Genomic DNA, 19,885 nt, shown 5'->3' on the forward strand with positions numbered 1-19,885 from the left:
CGGATCAGACGGTCGGACACCCGTCGTAGGCGCGCAGCGCGCTCCAGGTGTGCGCCCCGACCTTTCCGTCGACGAGCAGCTTTATGCCGCACCCCCGGCCGTTGTCCCAGGTCTGGAAGGCCTTCACGGCGGCCAGGGTATTGCTGCCGAAGTCACCGTCCACGCCGCTGGAGCCGACGCTGAACCCCCAGAAGAGCAGCAGGCACTGGATTTCCCGGACCCGGTCGCCGGTGTTGCCGTACACCGTCTCGGTGGTGCCGCTGTAGTAGCCGCAGGACCAGTACTGGGCGTGCACGGCGGCGGTACCGACGGTCGCCCGCGCCGGGGCGGCGGACGCGCTCCCGGCGGCGGTCAGGCCGAAGCCGGCCGCGAGCGCCACGGCGGCGAAAGCGGCGGCGAGTTTAGTGCGAAAGCGCATCTGATCTCCTTGTTTCATCTGCCACGGACCGGCCATGAAATCCCCCGAACGCATTGCGTCCCCGGCCCGGGATCAATGGCCGGATTCCTTACCCGCGAGATGTTGCCAGCGGCGGCGCGGGCTGGCCATGATGTGTCGTGTGGCCTTAAAGGCCCAGGCAGTACGGGGGGAATCAGATGCTCCGCATCCATTTCACCGATGCCGATTTAGCGCGTACGCGAGTGGCCGCCGACCCGGACCCGCTGTGGGAGATCGCGCTCAGCCTGCACCGGTTCCAGACCCGCGAGGGCCGCTGGGCGTACGCCGACTGGTACCGGGGCACCCGGCGGAGGCTCGGCGAGCGGGGGCTCGACCGGGTACTGCCGACGATGCTGCTGCCGCTCTTCCCCCGGGCCGCCTACTACCCGGACTTCCTCAATCCCGCCGAGGCCTCGGCGGGGCTCGACGCCGGACTGACGGCGATCAACGACACCCCGGCCGGCCGGGTCCGCGGCGAACTGCGGCGCCTGGAGCGGGTCACGACGAGCGCGTCGTCATGGATCACCGGCCTGGCGGACAAGGAGCGGCGGCGGGAACTGACGGAGACGCTCAGGGAGTACCACCACACCGCGATCGCCCCCTACGACGACCAGGTACGGGCCCGCCTGGACGCCGAGCGCTCCGTGCGCTGCCGGGCGCTGCTCCAGGGCGGCGTGGAGGGGCTGCTGAGCGGGTTCGGGCCCGTGATGCGCTGGCGGGCCCCGGTCCTGACCGTCGACTACCGGGTCGACGACCGCGATCTGCACCTGGGCGGGCGGGGGCTGCTGCTGGTCCCCTCGTACTTCTGCTGGCGGACGCCGATCGCGCTCGCCGATCCCGGACTGCCCCCGGTGCTGGTGTACCCGCTGCACCACGAGGCGACCCCCGAGGCCCCGCCCGCCGTGCCGGAGAACTGCCGGCGCCCGCTGACCGTACTGCTGGGCCGGACCCGCGCGGTCGTCCTGCGCGCCACGGCCGCCGGGGCCACCACCTCGGAACTGGCCCGCGCCGCCGGGGTCTCGGCGTCGGCTGCCAGCCAGCACACCACCGCGCTGCGCGACGCGGGGTTGATCAGCAGCCACCGCGACGCCGCGACCGTGCTGCACACCCTCACACCGCTCGGGGCCTCCCTGCTGCGGGCCACCGGTGCCGTCGCCGCGGACGTCCACCGCGTCGCGCGGCCCCCGGCCGCGCGGACCCCTAACCGCCGCTGAGCCCCAGCGCGTCCGCGAGGGCGTCCAGCAGCGCCACGACACCCGCGGGGCCGTCGACGACCAGGTCGGCGCGGGCGGCCAGCTCCGCGACCTCCTCGCTGCCGCTGCACACCAGGACCCCCGGCAATCCGTCCGCCCGGCGCTTCTCGACGGCGCCGAAGGCCGCGAGATCACCCAGGTCGTCGCCCGCGTAGAGGACGGGCCCGGCATCCGTCCTGCGCAGGTGGTCGTTGAGGGCGACGCCCTTGTCCATGCCCGGGGGCCGCAGCTCCAGCACGAGACGGCCGGGCTCGACGATCAGGCCGTTGCCGGCGGCCAGTTCGGCGACGGGCACGCGCAGGGCCTCGAAGGTGCCCTGCGGGTCCTCGGCGCGGCGGGTGTGGAGCGCCAGGGCACGCCCCTTGTCCTCCACCCAGGTACCGGGACCGGCGCCGAGCCGGTCCAGGAAGGCGGGCAGTTCGGCCCGTACGGCCGCGACACCGGGGTGCGGGGCGGGGGCGTGGACCCGGCCGTCGGCGGCGTCCCAGCGCTCGGCTCCGTAGTGGCCCAGGACGGTGAGGCGCTCCAGGCCGGGGACACCGGCGAAGCCGCCGTAACGTACCGCGACCTCTGCGGGGCGGCCGGTGACGATGACGACCGAGCGGACCCCCGGCGCCAGCCGGGCCAGGGCGGGCACCACGCCGGGATGGGCGCGGGCGCTGTCGGGGTCCGGGACGATCGGGGCGAGGGTGCCGTCGAAGTCGAGGCCGATCACGGCCTGGCCCGGGTCGGCGAGGAGAGCGGCGAGGCCCTCCTCGCCCTCGGTGGTGGTGGGGGTGGGGAGGTGGCGCGGAATACCGGTGTCGCTCGCGTTGCTGCCCATGCTTTCGACCTTACCGGCCACCCCGCATCTCATGCCTCGGGCCGGCCCTCGGGCTCGGATCCGGCCTTGGACTCGGGCTCGGATCCGGCCTTGGACTCGGGCTCGGACTCGGACTCGGACTCGGACTCGACGAGCAGCCGGGCGTAGTTCGCCATCGACCGCTGATAGCGGGGCAGGTGCGGGGACAGGGCCCCCACGGCGATCCCGACCGCCTCCCGGGCGCGGCCGATCTCGGCCAGGCCGAGCGCGAGGACCGCGCTGACCGCGTCGTCGAGATGGTCTGAGCCGGCGGCACGTTCCTCGGTCAGCAGCGCGACGCTCTCCTCGGGGTGGCCGAGGCCACGCAGGGAACTGGCCAGCTGGATCACCGCCCGGCGGCGGCGCTCGCCGGGCAGCTCGCCCCTGAGCGCCTCCCGGTAGAGCGGGACCGCCCGGTCGGTGTGCCCCAACGAGTCGGCGGCCGCGGCCCGCTCGAACAGGCCCACCGGATGGTCCGGCGGCAGCTCGGCGGTCAGCCGGTCCATCCGGTCCAGGAACTCCTGCTCGGGCAGCTCGTCCAGCGACGCCCAGAGCTCGCCGTTGCGCTTCTCCCAGTCCTGGGCCGGTGCGTGTGCCTGTGCCTGTGCGTGTGCGGTCATGGCAGGTGTTTCCCCTCGTCCCGCCGGGCCGGTGCGTCCCGGGTCCCGGGCATCGTGCGAGCGCCCGTACACTCCCCACCACTCATTCGGTCACCGCCGAATCACGCCGGATCACGCCGGACCACACCGGATCGCCGCTGGAGGTGCCCTCATCGCCGTCACCCTCCGCTTCGGCCCCGCCGACCTGCGCCGCTGCCGGTTCGCCTACTCCCCCGCCTTCGAGACGCTCGCCGCCGTGCGGGTGGCCACCGGCCCGCAGCCCCCCGGCCACCACCGGCACTGGCTCGACACCGTACGGCCGCGCCTGGACGCCCTGGACCTGCGCCCGCTCACGCTCCTCCAGCCGCGCCGGGGCTACACCCCCGACTTCCTCTCCCCGCCCCGGCAGGGGCCGCCCGGCCGCTTCGAGGACGACCTCGCCCTGATCGCCGCCACCGCGCCGGAGCAGGTCCGTGACGAGATCGCGCGGTCGGTCCACGACACCCCGGGAGCGGCGCGCACCGCGACCGGACGGCTGCTGCTGGGCGACCCGGCCCCGGCCCTCGCCCTGCTCACCCGGCTGATCGGCGAGGTGTGGCAGGCGGCCGTCGCCCCGTACTGGCCCCGGATCCGCGCGCTGCTGGAGGCCGACGTCGGCTTCCAGAGCAGGCGGCTGGCCGAGGGCGGTCTCGACCGGCTCTTCGCCGAACTGCACCCCTCCGTGCGCTGGCACGACAACGTACTGACCCGCGCGCACGGCGACGACGACCACCGTGACCTCGACGGCGAGGGCCTGCTCCTGATGCCCAGCGCCTTCAAGTGGGACCAGGTCGTCGTCGTCACGGACCGGCCCTGGCACCCCACCCTGGTCTATCCGGCCCGGGGCGTCGGCAACCTGTGGCAGGCGGCCGGCGGCGCGCGGACCGCCGCCGGGGGCGCCGCCGGAGACGCTGCCGCCGCCCTGGCCCGGCTGATCGGGAGGACCCGCGCCCAGCTCCTGGACGGTCTGGGCGAACCCGCCGCGACCAGCACCCTGGCACACCGTCACGCGCTCGCCCCGGCCACCGTGTCGGAGCATCTGTCGGTGCTGCGCGCCTCCGGTCTCGTCACGGGCGAACGCCACCGCCACGAGATCCGCTACCGCCGTACGCCGCTCGGCGACACCCTGCTCAGCGGTGGCCGCGCCGCTCCTCCCGGGCCCGGCGCAGCCGGTTGACGGTGACCGGGTCGTGGACGAGGGCGCGGGGATCGTCCAGGAGCGCGTTGAGCAGCTGGAAGTACCGGGTCGGCGACATGCCGAGGCGTTCCCTGACGGCCCGCTCCCGCGCGCCGGGGCCCGCCCAGGGGCGGCGGGCGATGTCGAGAACCGCGCGGTCCTGGTCGCTCAGCTCTCCCGGCCCGCTCGGCGGCCCGCTCGGCGGCTCGGTGGAATCGGTCACCCGGTCACCATAGCGCGGCCACAACTGGACTAGACCTCTGACGGGGTAAGGCGCCAGACTGTCCCCGTGAGACATGTCATCGCCCTCGACGTGGGCGGCACCGGGATGAAGGCGGCGCTGGTCGCGGATGACGGCACACTGCTCCACCAGGCGCGCCGCCCGACCGACCGCGAGCGCGGCCCCGAGGCGGTGACCGCCGCCGTACTCGCCTTCGCCGGGGAGCTGCGGGCCCACGGGCTCCGGGCGTACGGCGAGCCGGCCGCCGCCGCCGGGGTAGCGGTCCCGGGAGTGGTCGACGAGGCGCGGGGCGTCGCGGTCTGGTCCGCCAACATCGGCTGGCGGGACGCGCCGCTGCGGGCCCTGCTGTCCGAACGGCTGGAGGGCGTGCCGGTGGCCCTGGGCCACGACGTGCGCGCCGGTGGCCTGGCCGAGGGCCGGATCGGCGCGGGCCGGGGCGCCGACCGCTTCCTGTTCGTGGCGCTGGGCACCGGCATCTCGGGAGCCTCCGGCGTCACCTGCGGTGACCACAGCCGGGTCGAGGCGATCGAGCTCGGCCACATCGTCGTACGGCGCAAGGGCCCGGAGTGCGGCTGCGGGCAGCGCGGCTGCGTCGAGGCGCTCGCCTCGGCAGCGGCGGTCGGCCGGGCCTGGGTCGGCGACGCCGCCGACTGCGCACGGGCCGTCGGGACGGGCGACCCGCGCGCGCTGGCGGTCTGGGACGACGCGCTGGCCGCACTCGCCGACGGACTGCTCACCGGGCTCACCCTGCTCACCCCCGACCTGCTGATCATCGGCGGCGGCCTGGCCGGGGCGGGCGAAACGCTCCTCACGCCGCTGCGCGCGGCCCTGGCGGCCCGGGTGACCTTCCAGAAGCTCCCCCTGATCGTTCCGGCGGCCCTCGGGGACACCGCCGGCTGCCTGGGCGCAGGGCTCCTCGCCTGGGATCTTCTCTCTGTGGACGTGGAGGTGACCGCCTGATGGCGGAAGCAAGCGTGCTGGCCGGCGCCACCGTGGTGCTGCCGGACGGCGTCGTCGAGAACGGCCGGATCACCGTCGAGGGCCGGACGATCGCCCCCGACCGGGCCGTCCCGGCCGGACCCTCCGGACCCTCCGGGCCGTCCGGGACCGCGGCCACTGTCGACCTGACCGGGCACTGGATCGTGCCCGGCTTCATCGACATCCACGTCCACGGCGGCGGCGGCGCGTCCTTCTCCTCCGACCGTACGGAGGAGATCCTCACCGTCGTCGACACCCACCGCCGGCACGGCACGACCACCATGGTCGCCTCCACCGTCACCGGGGATCTGGACGACCTCGCCCGCCAGGCGGGCCTGCTGTCCGAACTGGTCGAACAGGGCGACCTGGCCGGCATCCACTTCGAGGGCCCCTTCATCTCCCCGCACCGCTGCGGCGCCCACAAGCCCGCGCTGCTGCGCGACCCCGATCCGGCCGACGTGCGCAAGCTCCTCGACGCCTCCCGGGGCACCGCGCGCATGGTCACCCTCGCCCCCGAACTGCCGGGCGGGCTCGACTCCGTACGCCTGCTGGCCGAGCAGGGCGTCATCGCCGCCGTCGGCCACACCGACGCCTCGTACGAGGCGACCCTGCGGGCCGTCGAGGCGGGCGCCACCGTGGCCACCCACCTGTTCAACGCGATGCCGTCGCTGCTGCACCGCGAGCCGGGACCGGTCGCGGCGCTGCTGGAGGACGAGCGGATCACCGTCGAGCTGGTCAATGACGGCGTCCACCTGCACCCGGCCGTCCTGGAACTGGCGTTCAGGAGCGCGGGAGCGGGCCGGGTCGCGCTGATCACCGACGCGATGGACGCGGCCGGCTTCGGCGACGGACGCTATCTGCTCGGCCCGATGGAGGTCGAGGTCACCGACGGCGTCGCCCGGCTGGTGGACGGCGGCGCCATCGCGGGCTCCACCCTCACCCTGGACACCGTCTTCAAGCGGTCCGTCACCGTCGACCGCCTCCCGGTCACCGACGTCGTCCAGGCCCTGTCCGCCACCCCGGCCCGCCTGCTGGGCGCCTACGACCGCGTCGGCTCCCTGGAACCGGGCAAGGACGCCGACCTGGTCGTCCTGAACGCCTCCTGGGACCTGGTGGGCGTCATGCGCAAGGGCCGATGGCTGGTGCCGCCCCCGGGGCGGTGAGCGTGCGGAGACGCCGCTGCCCCCGTGTCGGGGTGACACGGGGGCAGCGGGTGGCCTGCGGTCCTACCAGCCGTCAGGGGCGGTGGTGCCTGTCACCAGGGCCAGCTGGTCCAGGTTGACGTGACAGGCGTCGCCGGTCCCGCAGGTCAGGGCGATGGTGTTGGAACCCTTCTTCAGGCTCACCGTCTGGTACGACTTGAACCAGGAGTCCCAGTTGCCTTCCTTGCCGTAGTTCTTCAGGTCCATCTTGAAGCTCATAGCCTGGCCGTTGACGACGGTCGTGAGGCTCGCCGCGTCCTTCTCGGCGTTGGCGTAGCGCAGGTACAGCGTGTACGAGTCCGCCTTGGCGATGTCGACGGTCCAGGTCACGGTCGCGCCGGCCGTCGTCATGTGGTCGACGTAGACACCCCCGGCGGCAAGCGCCTTGCCGTGCTCGGTGCTCTTCGCGGCGCCGCCCGTGAGGCTCTGCGTCGCGGCGTCCACCGTGCCGAGGCCGGTCGACGCGCTGGCCGACGCCGACTCCGAGGGCTTGCCGGAGGCGGACGAGGAACCGTTGCCGTCGTTGCCCGCGCCTGCCGAGGCGGAGGGGGAGGTGCCGGCCGTGTCCTCGTCGCCGGAGCCGTTGGCCATGGCGACGCCGATGCCGATGGAGACCGCGGCGACGACCGCCACGGCGCCGATGAGCAGACCCTTGCTGTTGGGGCCGCGTCCCGGGCCGCCGGTGCGACCGCCGCCGCCGTGCCCGCCGCCGTGCCCCGAGGCGCGGCCGGTCTGCGGCTGCTGGGGAAGCTGCTGGGTGGCCCCGTACGGCTGCTGCTGCTGGTACGAGGCCTGCTGCTGCGGCTGCTGCGGCGGGTAGCCGTAGGAGGGCTGCTGGGCGGGCGCGGGGCGGCGCTCGCCGACCGCGCGGACATGGTTGTACGAGGTGCGGGGCACGCCGGGCTGGGGCGCGGTGGCAGCCGCCGGACCGTCCCCGGGCTCCGCACCCTCCTGGCGGTACAGATACGCGAAGGGGTCGTCGTTCCCGGGGTCGGGCGTGCCGTTGGTACCGGCCGTCATCCGCTGTTCACCTTCCACTGCATTTGGCCTTCGCGGCGCGTACGCGCCTGTACAGCACTTACCAGTGCCGGGGCTCCCCAGTACAGGGAAGCAGCCGCTCCGATGGTCAAAGTTCATGATCGATTAATCCACGGCAGCCCATAGCAGCCTACCTGGAATCACTGCCCCTACGGTGGGAACGTGAGTGACATCGACTCCTGGACCAGTTGGCGGTACGCCACTGAGCAGGCGCTTTACGGTCCCGAAGGCTTCTACCGCCGCCCCGAGGGCCCCGCCGGGCATTTCCGGACCTCCGTGCACGCCTCCCCCCATTTCGGCGGTGCCGTCGCCGCTCTCCTGGCCCGTGTGGACGCCGGCCTCGGCCATCCGGCGGAGATCGACTTCGTCGACGTGGGCGCCGGACGCGGCGAACTGACCGCCGCCGTGCTGCGGGCGGCCCCGCCCGGCCTGGCCCGGCGGCTGCGCCCGTACGCCGTGGAGAAGGCGGCCCGCCCGGCCGGTCTCGACGCCCGCGTCACCTGGACCGACGAGATCCCGGACGGCGTGCGCGGGCTGCTGTTCGCCAACGAATGGCTCGACAACGTCCCCGTCGACCTCGCCGGGACCGGGCCCGACGGCATCCCCCGCCAGATCCTCGTCCGCCCCCGGGACGGCGCCGAACGCCTCGGCGAGCCGGTCGGCGCCGAGGACGCCGGATGGCTCGCCCGCTGGTGGCCGCTGGCCGGCTCGCCGCCCGGCAGCCGGGCCGAGATCGGCCGCCCCCGGGACGCCGCCTGGGCCGGGGCGGTGGAACGCGTCGCGCAGGGGCTCGCCGTAGCCGTCGACTACGCGCACACACGGGACGCCAGACCGCCGCACGGCACCCTCACGGGCTTCCGGGAGGGCCGCGAGGTCCCGCCCGTCCCGGACGGCTCCTGCGACATCACCGCCCACGTCGCCCTGGACGCCTGCGCGGCCGCCGCGGGCGGGGGCACCCTGCGCACCCAGCGCGAGGCGCTCACCGACCTGGGCGTCAACGGACGCCGACCCCCGCTGGCCCGGGCGTCCGCCGACCCGGCCGGCTACGTACGGGCCCTGGCGGCCGCCTCCCAGGCCGCCGAACTGACGGATCCGGCGGGGCTGGGCGCGTTCGTCTGGCTGAGCCACAGGCTCTGAGCCACCCGGGTGGGAGACTGTGCGCATGACGGAGACCACGATCGGCATCGGCGGCGCGGCCGAGAGCACCGACATGGTGCTGAACATCGGCCCGCAGCATCCCTCGACCCACGGCGTGCTGCGCCTGCGGCTGCGGCTGGACGGGGAGCGGATCAGCGAGGCCGAGCCGGTCATCGGCTATATGCACCGGGGCGCGGAGAAGCTCTTCGAGGCCCGGGACTACCGGCAGATCATCATGCTGGCCAACCGGCACGACTGGCTGTCGGCGTTCTCCAACGAGCTCGGGGTGGTGCTGGGCGTCGAGCGGATGCTCGGGATGGAGGTCCCCGAGCGCGCGGTGTGGACCCGCACCCTCCTCGCCGAGCTGAACCGGGTGCTGAACCACCTGATGTTCCTCGGCTCGTACCCCCTGGAGCTCGGCGGCATCACGCCGATCTTCTACGCCTTCGACGAGCGCGAGAACCTCCAGCACGTCATGGAGGAGGTCTCCGGCGGCCGTATGCACTACATGTTCAACCGGGTCGGCGGCCTCAAGGAGGACCTGCCCAACGGCTGGTACGACCGGGCCCGCCGGGCCGTCGCCGGGGTGCGGGCCAGGATGCGGACCTTCGACGACCTCGTCCTGGGCAACGAGATCTTCCGGGGCCGCACGCGCGGCGTCGGCGTGCTCTCCCAGGAGACCGTGCACGCCTACGGGGTGAGCGGGCCGATCGCCCGCGCCTCGGGCGTGGACTTCGACCTGCGGCGCGACGAACCGTACCTGGCCTACGGGGAGTTGCAGGACACCCTCAAGGTCGTCACCCGCACCGAGGGCGACTGCCTGGCCCGCTTCGAGATACTGCTCGACCAGACGCACAACGCGCTGGACCTGGCCGACGCCTGCCTGGACCGGCTGGCGCAGCTCCCGCCGGGGCCGATCAACCAGCGGCTGCCCAAGGTCCTCAAGGCCCCCGAGGGGCACACCTACGCCTGGACCGAGAACCCGCTCGGCCTGAACGGCTACTACCTGGTGTCGAAGGGCGAGAAGACCCCGTACCGGCTGAAGCTGCGCTCGGCGTCGTACAACAACATCCAGGCGCTCACGGTGCTGCTGCCGGGCACCCTGGTCGCCGACATGGTGGCGATCCTCGGCTCGATGTTCTTCGTCGTCGGCGACGTCGACAAGTAGCGGGAACCCGGCGGGCGTTACCGCTCTACGACGAGTGGACGCGCAGCCCGCTCAGATCGAGCTGCTCGGTCTCGTCGTGCGCGGTCAGGTCGATGACCTCGGCGTCGGCCAGGAGCGCCTCGTCACCCACCACGTCGTCGATGTCCCGTCCCTGTTCCAGGGAGCCCTGCTCCAGGGCTCCCTGCTCCAGGGCTCCCTGCTCCCCCTGCGTGCCGAAGAAGTCGAACCCGCCCTGCGCACGGCTGGCGGCGCGCGCCGGCTTCGCGTACGGCAGCACGGCGGCGGCCACGGCCGGCACCAGCCGGTGCTCGCGCACCGGGAGGGCGACGACCGGCCGGGGACCGGCGTGACGGCCCTGGGGCTCGTCGGGGGCGGTGTGCTCGGCGGCGTCGCGCCGACGGGCCTCCTCGACGGTGCGCAGGGCCTGCTGGCGGGCGGCGTTGCGGCTGAGGTCCCGCAGCGCCTCGCCGGCCCTGGCGTACACGTCCGGGGTGAGCGGCGATCCGGCCGACCCGGAACCGGCGGACGTCGCGGCGGTCTCCAGGGCCAGCTGGCGGCGCCTCTCCAGAGCGGTGGCCCGCTCGGACTCGGCGGTGGCGTAGCGGCGCAGGAGACCGGCGTGCTCGCTGCGCAGGCGGGCCAGTTCGGCCCGCTTGGCGCGAAGCTTGTTCTCCAGCCGGCCGCGCAGCTCGCGGGAGTCGTCGAGGTCGACCTCCAGCTCGGCGATCCGCTCGTCCGTGCGCCACTCGTCGCGCACCCGGGCCGCTTCGAGTTCGGAGACCCGCTTGCCCGCGGCCCGGTCCCAGTGCCGCAGCAGCACCGCGCCCGCGCACGCCGTGGCGGCGGCGGCCGCGACTATCGAGCGGAGCAGCACCGGATCACTCGCGGCCCAGGCGCCGGCCGCGATCAGCGCGGCGGAACCCGCGACGGTCAGCGGCGGCAGAAGCCTGTGCAGGGGCTGGGAATGACGGTGGCGTCCACGTGACATGAACGAAAACCTAGCGTGCGAAAGAGGCGCGTGGGGCCACCCCATCTGATTTCTCACTCAACATACAACGACTAATACGCAGGGCATCCGAGTGGATACGATGCGTTGTCGATCAGGTGTTCCCAAGGCCCCCATCAGGCATTCTGTGATCTTGCTCTGAGACCCGGCGCCCAGGCCCGCGGATTGCCGCCACCGGACCGCATTCGCGGATCATTCCTCTTCGCGAAGTCCCGTGATCACGAATGCGTATTCGGCGTCAGCGGGGTTGGGCGACCGTGCTGTCGTCCTCGTCCTCGGGGAGTTTGCAGACCCGCTCCAGGAAGATCGCGGCGACGACCACCGCGATACCCGCCAGGACCGCCGCACCGGCGTAGATGGCCTGGTCACGGCGGGGAGGGTTGTCCAGCTCCTGGATGACCAGGAAGAGCCCCGTACCCCCGTACATCCCGGCGACCAGCGCCGCGACCAGCGCACTGGCCTGGCCGAAGACGACCGCGCGGGCGGCCAGCAGCGGATCGACGCCCTTGGCCCCCGGCCGGCGCTCGCGCTGCGCGCGCAGCCGGGACCGGATCCCCAGGGCCGTGGCGGCCAGCACGGCGGCGATCAGCCCGAGCACGACCGGAGCGGCCACCGGCACGCTCGGCAGCGTGCCGACGGAGTCCCAGAGCCTGGCACCGGCCCATGACAGCACCCCGGCCACGGCGAACAGCCCGACCAGTGTCCTGATTCGCAGCTGCTTCACCGAGAAATCGCCCTCCGCCGTGATGTGTCCCGTCCCGGGACCCCTGCTCGTAACGATTATTCAGGCAACCGGAGTTCCACATCGGCACGGACCCTTACGGTGTCGCGCCCCACGGCGTCGAGCAGCTGCCCGACCGCGCCGAAACCGGGCAGCTCGGCAGCCGGGTCGATGTCGTGCCAGGGCGCGAGCACAAAGGCGCGCTGATGGGCCCTGGGGTGCGGAAGCGTGAGCTCCGGATCGTCCGAGACCACACCCTGGTACGCCACGATGTCCACGTCGATGGTGCGGGGGCCCCAACGCTCGGTGCGCGTGCGGGCGTACGCGTCCTCGATGGCGCGGCCCCGCTCCAGCAGCGACGACGGCGGCAGGGTGGTCTTCACCAGCACCACCGCGTTGTAGTAGTTGGGCTGACTGCCGGGCGCGACGCCCCACGGCTCCGTCTCGTAGACCGGGGAGATCTTCTTGACCCTGACCCCCGGGGTGTCCTCCAGGGCGTCGACGGCGCCCTGGAGGGTGTCCAGGCGGTTGCCGAGGTTGCCGCCGAGCGAGAGCACGGCGACCTTCGGGTTCTGCAAGGTGGTGTCGGCGGCGTCGACCTGCGCGACGACGGAGGCCGGAACCGGCTGCACGGTGGGGTCGTAACTCACGGGCGCCTCCGGATGATGGTGACGGTCACGTCGTCGAAGGGAACGGTGATCGGGGCGTCCGGCTTGTGCACGGTCACCTCGACCTCCTCGACCAGGTCGTGCTTGAGGACCCGGTCGGCGATGCGCTGCGCCAGCGTCTCCACGAGGTCGACCGGCTCGCCGCGCACGACGTCCACGACCTCCTCGGCCACGATGCCGTAGTGCACCGTCAGGGCCAGGTCGTCCGAGGCCGCGGCGGGAGCGGTGTCCAGGCCCAGCACGAGGTCCACGACGAAGGTCTGGCCCTCCTCGCGCTCCCGGGGGAACACGCCGTGGTGCCCGCGCGCCTTGAGGCCACGAAGCGCGACACGATCCACGAGATCACTCCTGCAGGTTGTCGACAGGTTGTCGGACAGGTTTGTCGGCCGGATTGTCGGACAGGCCGTCGGATGTCGGGAATCCGCCCTCGGTCGAATCTACCCGCGACCACCGACAGGGCTCGCCGCAGGAGTGGCCGGAGGCAACCGCTCCGCCCTTACCCCGCTCTCCCCGCGGCTACTCCCGCGCCGGCGCGGGAGTAGCCCGGACGCGTGGTCAGATCCCCTCAGGCCGAGCCTTCTCCGGGCACGTCGTCGTCCTCGCCGATGCCGTCGGCCATCACCGGCGAGCCGTGGTGCACCCACAGCCGCCAGCCCTCCGGTGTGCGCCGAAACACATTGGTGGCCACCACCAGCCCGCCCACGAGGGAGCCCATGCCCTCCTCGCCGTCCTCGTCGGCCGGACCGCCGGTGAGGATGTTCTCGGTGCAGGTCACCAGGGCGGTGTCACCGTCGACCGCCACCTCGACATCGGTCAGGAAGAACTGGATGTACTCGGTGTTCGCCATGATCAGCGCATACGACCGCATCACCTCGCGCCGCCCGCGCAGCACCGGCCACCCCGGGTGCACCACCGACACGGTCTCCGCGAGCGGGCCGGTCAGCACCAGCACCTCCAGCGCGTCCAGGTCCGAGCGCTCCACGGCGTCGTAGAACTCCTGGTTGGCCTGCTCGACCTTCGCGGCCTCCGCCGTACGGGGGGTCACAGCGCTCCCTCGATCGCGCGGGCCACCCGGACCGCGTCCGCGCTGTCGTGCACCTCGTGCACCCGGACCGCCCAGGCGCCCTCGCGGGCCGCGATCGCCGTCACGGCCGCCGTCGCCGCGTCGCGCTCGCGCGCGGGCGGCGGATCGCCGCCCTCGCCCGCCAGCACCCGGCCCAGGAACCGTTTGCGGGAGGCCGCCACCAGGACCGGCCGGCCCAGCGCCCGGATCTCGGCCAGGTGCGCGACCAGCGTCAGGTCGTGCTCGGCGTTCTTGGCGAAGCCCAGCCCCGGGTCCAGCACCACCCGCCCGGGGTCCACACCGCCGGCCACCGCACGCTCCAGGCTCTGCCGGAGTTCCGCGACCACCTCCGGGACCACGTCCGCGTAGACCGCCCGGTTGTTCATGTCGATGCTCTGGCCACGCCAGTGCATCACCACGAACGGCACCCCCGCCGCCGCCACCACCGGGATCATCGCCGGGTCCGCGGCGCCACCGCTCACATCGTTGACCAGCACCGCCCCCGCCTCGACCGCCCGCTCGGCGACCCGGGCGCGCATCGTGTCCACGCTCACCACGGCCCCGGCCCCGCTCAGCTCGCGCACCACCGGGATCACCCGGCGCAGCTCCTCGGCCTCGTCGACGCGCTTCGCCCCGGGGCGGGTCGACTCACCGCCCACGTCCACCAGATCCGCCCCGGCGGCCACCAGGTCCATGCCGTGCTTCACCGCCGTCGCCGTGTCGAACCACCGGCCGCCGTCCGAGAACGAGTCCGGCGTGACGTTCACCACGCCCATCACCGCGCACCGGTCCCACTCCGGCAGACCGTCCACCCGTCCTCGCAACGTACCCATGCCCTCAGCCTATGGTGTGGTCCGGCCTCACGCGGACGGCCTGCGCCCGAGCCACCGGTTCCGCGCCCAGCCCGGCAGCGCGAGGGTCACGAAGCCCTCGGCCTGCATGGCGGCGAAGCCGATCCGCGGCAGCTCTCCGGTGCGGCGGAAGACCACGAAGCGCGGCACCCACTCCGGCTGGAACTTGGCGTTGAACTTGTACAGGGACTCGATCTGGAACCAGCGGGACGCGAAGACCAGGACGCCCCGCCAGCCCCTCAGTACCGGCCCGGCGCCGAGCCGTTCGCCCCGCGCCAGCGCCGCCCGGAACATGGCGAAGTTCAGCGAGACCCGCTTGATGCCCAGGTCCGGCCCGGCCTCCAGCGCGGCCACGATGAGCAGCTCGTTGAGCCCCGGGTCCGCGGCGCGGTCCCGCCGCATGAGCTCCAGGGACATCCCGTCGCTGCCCCAGGGGACGTAGTGCTGGACGGCCCGCAGCTCACCGTCCGCGTCATGCGCGGTGGCCACCACGCAGTCGTCGTCCGCGCGGTCCCCGAAGCGGCCCAGGGCCATGGAGAAGCCGCGCTCGGTCTCGGTGCCCCGCCAGGCGTCGGCGGCGCGGCGGATCCGGGCGCGCTCGTCGTCGCAGAGCTCCGCGACCCGCCGCACCCGGCAGGTGTAGCCCGCGCGCTCGATCCGCTTGACCATCTGCCGTACGTTGCGCATCGCCCGCCCCGACAGGGTGAAGGCGGCGGTCTCCACGATCGCCTCGTCGCCCAGCTCCAGGGCGTCCAGGCCGGTCTCCCGGGTCCAGACCTCGCCACCGGTCTCGCTGCACCCCATGACCGCCGGAATCCACGCGTGCGCCCGCGCCTCGGCCATGAAGCAGTCGATGGCGCCGGGCCAGGCCTCCACGTCGCCGATGGGGTCGCCGCTGGCGAGCATCACACCGGACACCACGCGGTAGCAGACGGCGGCCTTGCCGCTGGGCGAGAAGACGACGCTCTTGTCCCGGCGCAGCGCGAAGTGGCCCAGCGAGTCGCGGGCGCCGTGCCGGGCCAGCAGCTCCCGCAGGCGGCCCTCGTCCCGCGGGGTGAGCTCGGCGACCGGCCTGGCGGGGCGCAGGACCAGGTAGACGGTGGTGAAGGCGGTGAGGAAGCCCAGGCCGCCCAGGGTGTACGCGACGACGTCCGATGCCTGGTCGGTGGCGTACGAGACAGGGCCCTGGAGGCCGAACAGGCCGTACAGGGCCTCCCGCAGACGCGCGCCCCAGCCCGGGTCGCCCATCACGGACTCCGGGTGGGCGCTGACGATGACCAGGCCGAGGCCGAGGCCGAGCGCGCTGAGCCCGAGAAGGGCGGCGAGGCCCTGCCAGCGGGTCCGGGGATCGGCCTTGGCGGTGAACTCACGGCGGTGGGTCACCAGCAGCGCCAGCAGGCCCAGTGCGAGCAGCGCGCCGCCCACCGAGTGCCGGTGCAGCACCGCGGCGCCCGCGCTGACCGGCAGCAGCACCACCGTGGCGCGCCAGGCACGCCGCTTGCCGCGCTTGAGGGCGTGCGCCAGCATCAGTATCAGGATGCCGGTCACCACCGACGCGGCGGCGGCCAGCGAGGTGACCGCGCCGGGGAAGACCCCGGCCACGACATGCATACGGCTGTGCCGGAAGCCCGGGAAGACCCCGGCCGCGACATCGACCAGGCCGACCAGGGCACAGGCCGTCCCGATGATCCTGGGTACGGTCCGGGGGTGAACGAGACGGCGGCGAGGCAGCCGTACGGCGACGGCGTGGTCTGCGGACACGTGCGCTCCAGCATTGCGGATCCCGGTGTGGCGTCCCCTAGGAGGGACATTCCGGCCGACCGGTTCCAGGGGAGCGAGCCCAGTATTGGCAGCAGTACGCCGCGGTGCCAGCTCACCGCAGAGGTTTCACCCTGCCGCGCCCGCGTGCCCCGGGTCAGCGCGCCATGATCAGGCTCATCGCCTCGGCCCGGGTCGCGGAGTCGCGCAGCTGCCCGCGCACCGCCGAGGTGATGGTCTTGGCCCCGGGCTTGCGCACGCCGCGCATGGTCATGCACATGTGCTCGCACTCGACGACGACGATCACACCGCGCGGCTCCAGGATCCGCATCAGCGAGTCCGCGATCTGGGTGGTCAGCCGCTCCTGCACCTGCGGGCGGCGGGCGTAGACGTCCACCAGGCGGGCGAGCTTGGACAGGCCGGTGATCTTCCCCTCGGCCGACGGGATGTAGCCGACGTGCGCGACCCCGACGAACGGCACCAGGTGGTGCTCGCAGGAGGACATCACCTCGATGTCCTTGACCAGCACCATCTCGTCGTGCCCGAGGTCGAAGGTGGTCGTCAGGACGTCCTCCGGCTCCTGCCACAGCCCGGCGAATATCTCCCGGTACGCCCGCGCCACGCGGGCCGGCGTCTCCCGCAGGCCCTCACGATCGGGGTCCTCACCGACGGCGAGGAGGAGTTCCCGCACCGCGTCCTCGGCCCGCTTCTCATCGAACTCGCCGATGCGGTGGTAGCCGTCCAGCGCCGTGATCGGGTCGGTCATGGGTGCCTCGTTCCTCGTCCGTCGCTGCGGCGACATTCAGCCAAAAAAACAGAGCCGCGCCCCCAAGGCTACAAACCTTGGGGGCGCGGCTCACATTCCGCTGTGACCGGTCAGGCCTCGGGGCGGGGCTCCTCGGGGAGCTCGACCGTGTCACTGGTCTTGCTCAGCGAGGCCGGGGCTCCGTTGGAGGCCTGGGCGCCGTTGGCGAGGGTGAGCTCCTTGGGAGAGAGCACCGGCGGGCGGGTGGAGGGCGTACGGCGCGAGGACCCCGTCCAGGCCGGACGCGGCGGGCGCTTGACGATCGGCTTGAAGACCTCGGCGATCTCCTCCTTGTTCAGGGTCTCCTTCTCCAGAAGAGCCATCACAAGGCTGTCGAGAACGTCGCGGTTCTCGACCAGGATCTCCCACGCCTCGTTGTGCGCGGTCTCGATGAGCTTCTTGACCTCTTCGTCCACCAGCCCGGCGACCTCTTCCGAGTAGTCGCGCTGGTGAGCCATCTCACGTCCGAGGAACGGCTCGGAGTCGCTCGTACCGAACTTGATCGCACCGAGCCGCTCGGTCATGCCGTACTGCGTGACCATGGCACGGGCGGTCGCCGTGGCCTTCTCGATGTCGTTCGCGGCGCCGGTGGTCGGGTCGTGGAAGACCAGTTCCTCGGCGGCGCGCCCGCCCAGCATGTACGCGAGCTGGTCCAGCATCTCGTTGCGCGTGGTCGAGTACTTGTCCTCGTCCGGCAGGACCATGGTGTAGCCGAGGGCACGGCCCCGCGAGAGGATCGTGACCTTGTGCACCGGGTCGCTGTTCGGAGAAGCCGCCGCGACCAGGGCGTGTCCGCCCTCGTGGTACGCGGTGATCTTCTTCTCCTTCTCGGACATGATCCGGGTCCGCTTCTGCGGGCCCGCCACGACGCGGTCGATCGCCTCGTCCAGCGTGTGGTTGTCCAGCAGCTTCTTGTCGCTGCGGGCGGTGAGCAGCGCGGCCTCGTTGAGGACGTTGGCCAGGTCGGCACCGGTGAAGCCGGGGGTGCGGCGGGCGACGGCCCGCAGGTCGACGTCCGGGGCGACCGGCTTGCCCTTCTGGTGGACCTGGAGGATCTCCAGGCGCCCCTGGAGGTCCGGGCGGTCCACGGCGATCTGACGGTCGAAGCGGCCCGGGCGCAGCAGCGCCGGGTCGAGGATGTCCGGCCGGTTGGTGGCGGCGATCAGGATGACGCCGCCCTTCACGTCGAAGCCGTCCATCTCGACGAGCAGCTGGTTGAGCGTCTGCTCGCGCTCGTCGTGACCGCCGCCGAGACCCGCACCGCGGTGCCGGCCGACGGCGTCGATCTCGTCGACGAAGACGATGGCCGGGGCGTTGGCCTTGGCCTGCTCGAACAGGTCACGGACACGCGAGGCGCCGACACCCACGAACATCTCGACGAAGTCGGAGCCGGAGATCGAGTAGAACGGCACACCCGCCTCACCCGCGACAGCGCGGGCCAGCAGGGTCTTGCCGGTCCCGGGCGGGCCGTAGAGCAGCACACCCTTGGGGATCTTGGCGCCGACGGCCTGGAACTTGGCGGGCTCCTGGAGGAACTCCTTGATCTCCTGGAGCTCCTCGACGGCCTCGTCGGAACCCGCGACGTCCGAGAACGTGGTCTTCGGGGTGTCCTTGGTGATCAGCTTGGCCTTGGACTTCCCGAACTGCATGACCCGGGAGCCGCCGCCCTGCATCTGATTCATCAGGAACAGGAAGACCACCACGATGAGCACGAACGGCAGCAGCGAGAGCAGGATGCTCACGAACGCGTTCTGCGACTGCGGCGAGACGGTGTACCCGTCGGGCAGCGTGCTCTTGTCCTGGTCGTCGACCTTCGACTGGAGAATCTTGGCCACGTCGACGCCCTGGTCGCCGATGTAGCTCGCCTTGATCTTGGTGCCGAGGTCCTTGCCACCGACCTTGGCACCGCTCTTGAGTTCGACCTTGATCGAATTCTCGTCGCCGGTGGTCAGCTCGGCTGACTTGGCCTGGTTGCTGTTGATCGCCTCAATGGCCTGGCCGGTGTCCACTGTCTTGTACCCGCCGGACGAGCCGACGACCTGCATCAGTACGACCACGGCGAGGACAGCCAGCACGATCCACATAACTGGCCCACGGAAATAGCGCTTGACGTCCATCCATGCGGGGCGGCTTAAGCCCCGTCCCTCCTGCCACAGTGAGGCACCCCGGCCGGCTGGCCGCTGTGCATCCGGTGTATGAACCGACCTTCGGACGGTACCCCAGCATTGTCACTCGAAGATGCCGGAGACCGTTAACAAACCTTCGTTCCCAGTCTCCAACGCCGGAAAACGGGGTGAAGTTCCCCGGCGTTCCCCCGGTGCCCGCCGCGGCCGGCCCTCAGCCCCCGTAGACGTGCGGGGCGAGCGTCCCGACGAACGGGAGATTGCGGTACTTCTCCGCGAAGTCCAGGCCGTAGCCGACCACGAACTCGTTGGGGATGTCGAAGCCGGTGTACTTCACGTCGATCTTGACCTTGGCCGCCTCCGGCTTGCGCAGCAGCGTGCAGACCTCCAGCGAGGCCGGGCGGCGCGAGCCGAGGTTGCTGATCAGCCAGGACAGCGTCAGACCGGAGTCGATGATGTCCTCGACGATCAGGACGTCGCGGCCGGCGATGTCGGTGTCCAGGTCCTTGAGGATCCGTACGACCCCCGAGGACTTGGTGCCGGCGCCGTAGGAGGACACCGCCATCCAGTCCATCGTGACGTTGCTGGACAGCGCCCTCGCCAGGTCCGCCATGACCATCACCGCGCCCTTGAGCACACCGACGATCAGCAGGTCCCGGCCCGCGTAGTCCTTGTCGATCTGCGCTGCCAGTTCGACCAGTTTGGCGTCGATCTCGGCCTTGGTGATGAGCACCTTCTCAAGGTCGGTGCCCATGTCCTTCTCGTTCACCTGTGGTACTTC

At 72.4% G+C, this 19,885-nt stretch carries 21 protein-coding genes; 6 read left to right on the top strand and 15 right to left on the bottom strand.

Annotation, left to right across the window (positions count from 1 at the left end; all coding sequences use genetic code 11):
- Positions 1 to 4: 4 nt before the first annotated feature.
- Positions 5 to 418: a peptidoglycan-binding domain-containing protein gene (locus RWE79_RS17305; RefSeq protein WP_475940977.1), complete on the bottom strand. Its 414-nt coding sequence runs from the start codon at positions 416 to 418 to the stop codon at positions 5 to 7.
- A gap of 176 nt (positions 419 to 594) precedes the next feature.
- Between RWE79_RS17305 and RWE79_RS17310 the strand changes: the two genes are divergently transcribed.
- On the top strand, positions 595 to 1,650 hold the full coding sequence (locus RWE79_RS17310) for a helix-turn-helix domain-containing protein (RefSeq protein ID WP_475940978.1): 1,056 nt from the start codon (positions 595 to 597) through the stop codon (positions 1,648 to 1,650).
- On the opposite strand, the gene otsB is transcribed toward RWE79_RS17310, so the two are convergent.
- Both otsB and RWE79_RS17320 read right to left on the bottom strand, forming a co-directional pair.
- Positions 1,637 to 2,512 (bottom strand): trehalose-phosphatase, encoded by an 876-nt coding sequence (gene otsB, locus RWE79_RS17315; protein ID WP_475940979.1) that lies wholly within the window; start codon positions 2,510 to 2,512, stop codon positions 1,637 to 1,639. The genes RWE79_RS17310 and otsB overlap by 14 nt on opposite strands.
- Positions 2,513 to 2,541: 29 nt before the next feature.
- A complete protein-coding gene (locus RWE79_RS17320) occupies positions 2,542 to 3,150 on the bottom strand; it encodes a tetratricopeptide repeat protein (RefSeq protein ID WP_475940980.1) in 609 nt (202 codons plus the stop codon).
- Between the two features lie 235 nt (positions 3,151 to 3,385).
- Between RWE79_RS17320 and RWE79_RS17325 the strand changes: the two genes are divergently transcribed.
- Positions 3,386 to 4,345, top strand: a complete 960-nt coding sequence (locus RWE79_RS17325) for an ArsR/SmtB family transcription factor (RefSeq protein ID WP_475940981.1) — start codon at positions 3,386 to 3,388, stop codon at positions 4,343 to 4,345.
- Here the strand turns inward: RWE79_RS17325 and RWE79_RS17330 are convergent.
- Positions 4,299 to 4,568 carry a DUF3263 domain-containing protein gene (locus RWE79_RS17330; protein ID WP_475940982.1) on the bottom strand — a complete coding sequence of 90 codons (270 nt, stop codon included), beginning with the start codon at positions 4,566 to 4,568 and terminating at the stop codon, positions 4,299 to 4,301. The genes RWE79_RS17325 and RWE79_RS17330 overlap by 47 nt on opposite strands.
- A gap of 66 nt (positions 4,569 to 4,634) precedes the next feature.
- On the opposite strand from RWE79_RS17330, the gene RWE79_RS17335 reads away from it, so the two are divergent.
- On the top strand, positions 4,635 to 5,546 hold the full coding sequence (locus RWE79_RS17335; protein WP_475940983.1) for an ROK family protein: 912 nt from the start codon (positions 4,635 to 4,637) through the stop codon (positions 5,544 to 5,546).
- A complete protein-coding gene (gene nagA, locus RWE79_RS17340) occupies positions 5,546 to 6,727 on the top strand; it encodes an N-acetylglucosamine-6-phosphate deacetylase (protein ID WP_475940984.1) in 1,182 nt (393 codons plus the stop codon). Before RWE79_RS17335 ends, nagA begins: the two co-directional genes overlap by 1 nt.
- A 63-nt stretch (positions 6,728 to 6,790) precedes the next feature.
- Here nagA and RWE79_RS17345 read toward each other — a convergent pair whose 3' ends face one another.
- Positions 6,791 to 7,786 carry a carbohydrate-binding protein gene (locus tag RWE79_RS17345; protein WP_475940985.1) on the bottom strand — a complete coding sequence of 332 codons (996 nt, stop codon included), beginning with the start codon at positions 7,784 to 7,786 and terminating at the stop codon, positions 6,791 to 6,793.
- A 180-nt stretch (positions 7,787 to 7,966) separates the two neighbouring features.
- Between RWE79_RS17345 and RWE79_RS17350 the strand changes: the two genes are divergently transcribed.
- Together RWE79_RS17350 and RWE79_RS17355 are read left to right on the top strand one after the other, a co-directional pair.
- Positions 7,967 to 8,941, top strand: a complete 975-nt coding sequence (locus tag RWE79_RS17350; RefSeq protein WP_475940986.1) for an SAM-dependent methyltransferase — start codon at positions 7,967 to 7,969, stop codon at positions 8,939 to 8,941.
- A gap of 25 nt (positions 8,942 to 8,966) precedes the next feature.
- Positions 8,967 to 10,109, top strand: a complete 1,143-nt coding sequence (locus tag RWE79_RS17355; RefSeq protein ID WP_475940987.1) for an NADH-quinone oxidoreductase subunit D — start codon at positions 8,967 to 8,969, stop codon at positions 10,107 to 10,109.
- A gap of 25 nt (positions 10,110 to 10,134) precedes the next feature.
- Here RWE79_RS17355 and RWE79_RS17360 read toward each other — a convergent pair whose 3' ends face one another.
- The 10 genes from RWE79_RS17360 to hpt form a co-directional block, all read right to left on the bottom strand.
- On the bottom strand, positions 10,135 to 11,097 hold the full coding sequence (locus RWE79_RS17360) for a hypothetical protein (protein ID WP_475940988.1): 963 nt from the start codon (positions 11,095 to 11,097) through the stop codon (positions 10,135 to 10,137).
- Between the two features lie 256 nt (positions 11,098 to 11,353).
- The gene (locus RWE79_RS17365; protein WP_475940989.1) at positions 11,354 to 11,839 is read right to left on the bottom strand and encodes a DUF3180 domain-containing protein; all 486 of its coding nucleotides are present in this window, start codon (positions 11,837 to 11,839) and stop codon (positions 11,354 to 11,356) included.
- A gap of 56 nt (positions 11,840 to 11,895) precedes the next feature.
- Positions 11,896 to 12,486: a 2-amino-4-hydroxy-6-hydroxymethyldihydropteridine diphosphokinase gene (gene folK / locus RWE79_RS17370; protein ID WP_475940990.1), complete on the bottom strand. Its 591-nt coding sequence runs from the start codon at positions 12,484 to 12,486 to the stop codon at positions 11,896 to 11,898.
- Positions 12,483 to 12,842 (bottom strand): dihydroneopterin aldolase, encoded by a 360-nt coding sequence (folB, locus tag RWE79_RS17375; protein ID WP_475940991.1) that lies wholly within the window; start codon positions 12,840 to 12,842, stop codon positions 12,483 to 12,485. The genes folK and folB overlap by 4 nt, the downstream gene beginning before the upstream one ends.
- 227 nt (positions 12,843 to 13,069) lie before the next feature.
- A complete protein-coding gene (locus RWE79_RS17380; protein ID WP_475940992.1) occupies positions 13,070 to 13,549 on the bottom strand; it encodes a nuclear transport factor 2 family protein in 480 nt (159 codons plus the stop codon).
- Entirely contained in the window at positions 13,546 to 14,400 is an 855-nt protein-coding gene (folP, locus tag RWE79_RS17385) for a dihydropteroate synthase (protein ID WP_475940993.1), read from the bottom strand. Before folP ends, RWE79_RS17380 begins: the two co-directional genes overlap by 4 nt.
- A gap of 27 nt (positions 14,401 to 14,427) precedes the next feature.
- Positions 14,428 to 16,179, bottom strand: a complete 1,752-nt coding sequence (locus RWE79_RS17390; protein ID WP_475940994.1) for a phosphatidylglycerol lysyltransferase domain-containing protein — start codon at positions 16,177 to 16,179, stop codon at positions 14,428 to 14,430.
- Between the two features lie 154 nt (positions 16,180 to 16,333).
- On the bottom strand, positions 16,334 to 16,942 hold the full coding sequence (gene folE / locus RWE79_RS17395; RefSeq protein ID WP_475940995.1) for a GTP cyclohydrolase I FolE: 609 nt from the start codon (positions 16,940 to 16,942) through the stop codon (positions 16,334 to 16,336).
- 110 nt (positions 16,943 to 17,052) lie between these two features.
- Positions 17,053 to 19,098 (bottom strand): ATP-dependent zinc metalloprotease FtsH, encoded by a 2,046-nt coding sequence (ftsH, locus tag RWE79_RS17400; protein WP_475940996.1) that lies wholly within the window; start codon positions 19,096 to 19,098, stop codon positions 17,053 to 17,055.
- 220 nt (positions 19,099 to 19,318) lie between these two features.
- Complete coding sequence (gene hpt / locus RWE79_RS17405; protein ID WP_475940997.1) at positions 19,319 to 19,873, bottom strand: hypoxanthine phosphoribosyltransferase; 555 nt, start codon at positions 19,871 to 19,873, stop codon at positions 19,319 to 19,321.
- Positions 19,874 to 19,885: the final 12 nt, after the last annotated feature.

The sequence above is a fragment of the Streptomyces sp. RLA131 genome (assembly GCF_056270125.1).